This is a genomic window from Bacillus sp. AFS001701, assembly GCF_002559405.1.
Lineage (GTDB): Bacteria > Bacillota > Bacilli > Bacillales > Bacillaceae_G > Gottfriedia.
Map to the genome: position 1 here is coordinate 1 of NZ_NTZO01000253.1, position 3,982 is coordinate 3,982.

At 30.8% G+C, this 3,982-nt stretch carries 5 protein-coding genes and 1 pseudogene; 2 read left to right on the forward strand and 4 right to left on the reverse strand.

Annotated elements, in window-relative coordinates; translation table 11 throughout:
• Positions 1 to 615 precede the first annotated feature (615 nt).
• Together CN514_RS27030 and CN514_RS16705 are read left to right on the forward strand one after the other, a co-directional pair.
• Positions 616 to 1,052, forward strand: a pseudogene (locus CN514_RS27030) (TMEM164-related integral membrane acyltransferase); the annotation flags it as partial.
• A gap of 111 nt (positions 1,053 to 1,163) precedes the next feature.
• Positions 1,164 to 1,523, forward strand: a complete 360-nt coding sequence (locus CN514_RS16705) for a YgzB family protein (protein ID WP_176525937.1) — start codon at positions 1,164 to 1,166, stop codon at positions 1,521 to 1,523.
• A 41-nt stretch (positions 1,524 to 1,564) separates the two neighbouring features.
• Here the strand turns inward: CN514_RS16705 and CN514_RS16710 are convergent, their stop codons facing one another.
• The 4 genes from CN514_RS16710 to CN514_RS16725 all read right to left on the reverse strand — a co-directional run.
• A complete protein-coding gene (locus tag CN514_RS16710) occupies positions 1,565 to 2,002 on the reverse strand; it encodes a Fur family transcriptional regulator (protein ID WP_025672070.1) in 438 nt (145 codons plus the stop codon).
• 329 nt (positions 2,003 to 2,331) lie between these two features.
• On the reverse strand, positions 2,332 to 2,796 hold the full coding sequence (gene bcp / locus CN514_RS16715) for a thioredoxin-dependent thiol peroxidase (RefSeq protein WP_098233563.1): 465 nt from the start codon (positions 2,794 to 2,796) through the stop codon (positions 2,332 to 2,334).
• Positions 2,797 to 2,819: 23 nt separating this feature from the next.
• Positions 2,820 to 3,227: a potassium channel family protein gene (locus CN514_RS16720; RefSeq protein WP_098233564.1), complete on the reverse strand. Its 408-nt coding sequence runs from the start codon at positions 3,225 to 3,227 to the stop codon at positions 2,820 to 2,822.
• A 52-nt stretch (positions 3,228 to 3,279) separates the two neighbouring features.
• Positions 3,280 to 3,982: ABC transporter permease (locus CN514_RS16725; RefSeq protein ID WP_098233565.1), on the reverse strand; the 703-nt coding region annotated here is incomplete at its 5' end.

Genomic DNA, 3,982 nt, shown 5'->3' on the forward strand with positions numbered 1-3,982 from the left:
ATCTTGTATTGCTCAAAAAAACTAATAATTGACGTTTACTTCATGTTTTGTTTAGTTTTCAAAGTTCATTCCGTCGCGTCATTAGCGACTTTTTCATATTAACATTCTCAGAAGAGCCTGTCAACATTTTTTTAAAATCTTTTTTCTTTCGACGCCGTCATCTCTTGGCGACATAGAATAATATAACATCGATAAATCACACCGTCAACACTTTTTGAAAGTTTTTTAAAAAAAGATGAAAACTCTTTTCTAAATAGAATACACATGTATTTGGACATATAAATAGTAAGTCATAATACTTTAATACAAACAAGCTGAATTTCTTAAAAAAGTACAATGAAAGGATCCTAACAGTAGCGAATTGTTCAATAACATCTATCCGATTTGAGAGAGGTGTAATTAATGAATGGTTTCGTATTGTTTTCAAAGCAACACATAATTACATTATTAATCATTCTCCTCCTTCCTATCTGTTTGTTTTACTTCAGAAAATTAATAAACAATAATAAAAAAGTAGATTTATTCATCCGCACTCTATTAATCATCTCAATGCTTACTGTTGAATTTCTATTATATGGGTGGCTTATTAAAACGAACCAGTAGGATTGGAGGGATTCATTACCTCTCCAATTATGTGGAATAAGTATGTATTTATGCTGTTATACACTCATTACAAAAAATTATAAAGTTTATGAGATTATCTATTTTTGGGGATTAGCTGGGGCTATCCAAGCTATCTTACTCCAGATATTAAATATAACTTTCCTCATTTTAAATATATACAATTTTTCACTACTCACGGAGGAATCATCATTTCTATTTGATATATGACATTTATCTTTGGATATACTCCAACTCTCCGTTCATTATTAAAGTCCTTCCTCTATATACTTTTATTGGCTATACCTATTTACTTATTGGATTATGTCATAAAAGGAAACTACTTATTTTTAAGAGTTAAACCTGCTGGAGCAAACTTGATAGACTTTTTTGGGCCATGGCCATATTACTTAATACTATCAATTAATAAATGTGAGAATGTCCTGATTTAGCCTAAATTCAAAATTATCAATTTCATTAAATAAGTTCGAATTGTTTTCCATGTTTGCACTAACATTTCCTATCTCATTTATGCTATATTTACAATGAATGGGGTGGACAAAGTGGCAAAAAAGAAAAGTAGTAAAATTAATAATATAAGAACGTTTGCACTTTCATTATTATTTATTGGCTTCATCATTATGTATGGCGGTGTATTTTTCAGAGAGCATAAGTTTGTCATGACGATCTTTATGCTTGTGGGATTTTTAGCGATTATTGGTAGTACAGTTGTTTATTTTTGGATCGGAATGCTGTCTACAAAAACAATTCAGGTCATCTGTCCGAATTGTAACAAAACGACTAAAATGCTAGGTAAAGTTGACATCTGTATGTATTGTAATGAGCCACTTACATTAGATCCTTCATTAGAAGGAAAGGAATTTAATGAAAAATATAATAGCAAACGAGATGCTAAACAATAGCATAATAAATAAAGCACATTACAATTATGTAATGTGCTTTATTATGATAATGTTTTTTCTTTACATTTAGGACAAATACCGTATACTTCCATTCTATGATTGGTTACTTCAAATCCCGTTTCCTTTTCAACATAAAGATTGATTCCCTCTAATCCGTCGTAATGAAAGTCATTCATTTCACCACATTTTTCACAAATAATATGATAATGATCAGTTGTTATATAATCAAAACGACTAGAAGAATCACCGAAGTTTAATTCTTTAACCATTCCTACTTCACGTAATACTCTGAGATTATTGTAAACTGTTGCCACACTCATATTTGGAAATTTTCCCTCAAGTGCTTTATAGATTTCATCAGCAGTTGGATGTGTTCCACTTCCTATTAAATATTCTATAATTGCATGCCTCTGAGGTGTAATACGTACGCCGCTATTCTTTAAATGTAAAATTGCATCTTGAATATTTTCCTTATGCAACGCCGCTCTCCCCGTTTCTATAAAATAGTTCCAAAATTAATTACTTATTATTAGTTTATTCAACTGCAAGAATATTTGTCAACTTTTTGAGAATTTCTTAAAAAAAATAGCCAATGCTTGTATTCTATAGACGTAAACAAAAAAAATGTGCGAGAATTCTCTCGCACTTCAATATGCTATCATCTGAGGAGGTATGCCCTATACTCCAATATATTCTCTAAAGCAATATAGGTATAGACGAAAAGCTCGATTTTTTTAGATAAAACGATTCTTTCTCAAAAAAACTTAACATAAATCAAGATAATTAACCCAGAATAGTTTGTACAATTTTAAGAACGACTAATGACACTATAAACATCTTCAACATGATTTTTTACTCTAACCTTCTGCCATACATTTTCGATACAACCTTCTTCATCGATTAAAAATGTTGTACGTTCTATTCCCATATATTCCTTACCAAAATTATTCTTTAACTTCCATACATCATATAACTTTGCAACTTCAGTTGTTTCGTCTGAAAGTAATAAAAATGGTAATTGATGATTTTCTATAAATTTTTCATGTCTTTTTATAGGATCAGGACTTATTCCTAAAATGACAGTTCCACTATTCATAAACCTTTCATAAGAATCTCTAAAGTCACAAGCTTCTGTAGTACAACCTGGTGTCATATCTTTTGGGTAAAAGTAAAGAACTACTTTCTTCCCTCTAAAGTCTGATAAAGTTACATCTTCTCCATTACTTGCCGGTAAAGTAAATTCCGGTGCTTTGATTCCAATTTCAACAGTCATAATAATCTCCTTAATCATAAATATTAACGTTCTTCTTTAAATACTTGTAAAACAAAAGCCGCTGGCATCGTATAACCGATGAGCGCTTCAACCATAGCAACCCATCTTCCGATCCCCACTGGTACAATATCCCCATAGCCCACAGACAAAAGGGTGATTGCGCTAAAATATAAGCATAAGCCCATTATATGATAATTAGTCCCTTCAATAGGAATAGTATGCTCAATTAAAATTGGATGTGGCCCGCGCTCTAGTATAAAATACACGGCGCTAAAGCCTATAAGTACCGTTCCATATATTAAAAATAAAAGAATGTAATTATTAATTGAAATAAGACTTTTATTGACTTTTGTAGTTGAAGTATTCCATAAATACACTAGACTATACAAAATTGCAAAGATCGCAATAAAAAAGAAAAAAGCAGTTCCCATTCCAATCACCTCATTTCAATTTATGAAACAAGCTATTGAAATAGAATACTGCTTAGTTACCCGCACCTTTATATTTTTTTACACCTTGGTTCCAAATTAAAACAGATATAACAAAAACAACTAATCCCATAACAGGCGTTAAAAATGAATAGACATACCATTCACTTCTACGTAGAAAATACGCAGCCGGATAAACACCAACAAATGCAAATGGTAAAATCCATGTTAATACAAAGCGAATGATTGGATGATAAATATTAATCGGATAACGACCATAGTTTCCTATATTATACATTAACGGCATAATAGACGTTCTAGCATCTGACCAAAAACCGATACTTGCTAAAGCAATAAAGATTCCGGCATAAACAAACATTCCACCAAAAGCCATTAATAAAAATAAAAATGGATCATACCAAGTGATTGAAAGTCCTAATTTAAAACCTGCATAGATCATAATAATCAATCCAGTAATAGCACCTAGTAACGATTCTAACTCCATTTTCTCTAATACTACTTGAAAAAGACTATGAATTGGTCGAGTTAAAATACGATCAAACTCTCCCTTTACAATGTAACGATCATTAAAATCCCATATATTAAAAAATGAACCAAAAAGAGCAAACGGAACTAAAAAGAAACCATAAATGAATACAATTTCATCTCGGTTCCATCCTTCAATAAGTGAAGTATGATTGAAAACTAATAATATAAAAATTAAATTTACAGCTTGAGCCATCAAATCTGATAAAAAT

Excerpts from the sequence above, each read along its gene's own strand:
- bcp (WP_098233563.1), bottom strand. The coding sequence starts at position 2,796 with ATGACTGTTGAAATTGGAATCAAAGCACCGGAATTTACTTTACCGGCA.
- CN514_RS16720 (WP_098233564.1), bottom strand. The coding sequence starts at position 3,227 with ATGGGAACTGCTTTTTTCTTTTTTATTGCGATCTTTGCAATTTTGTAT.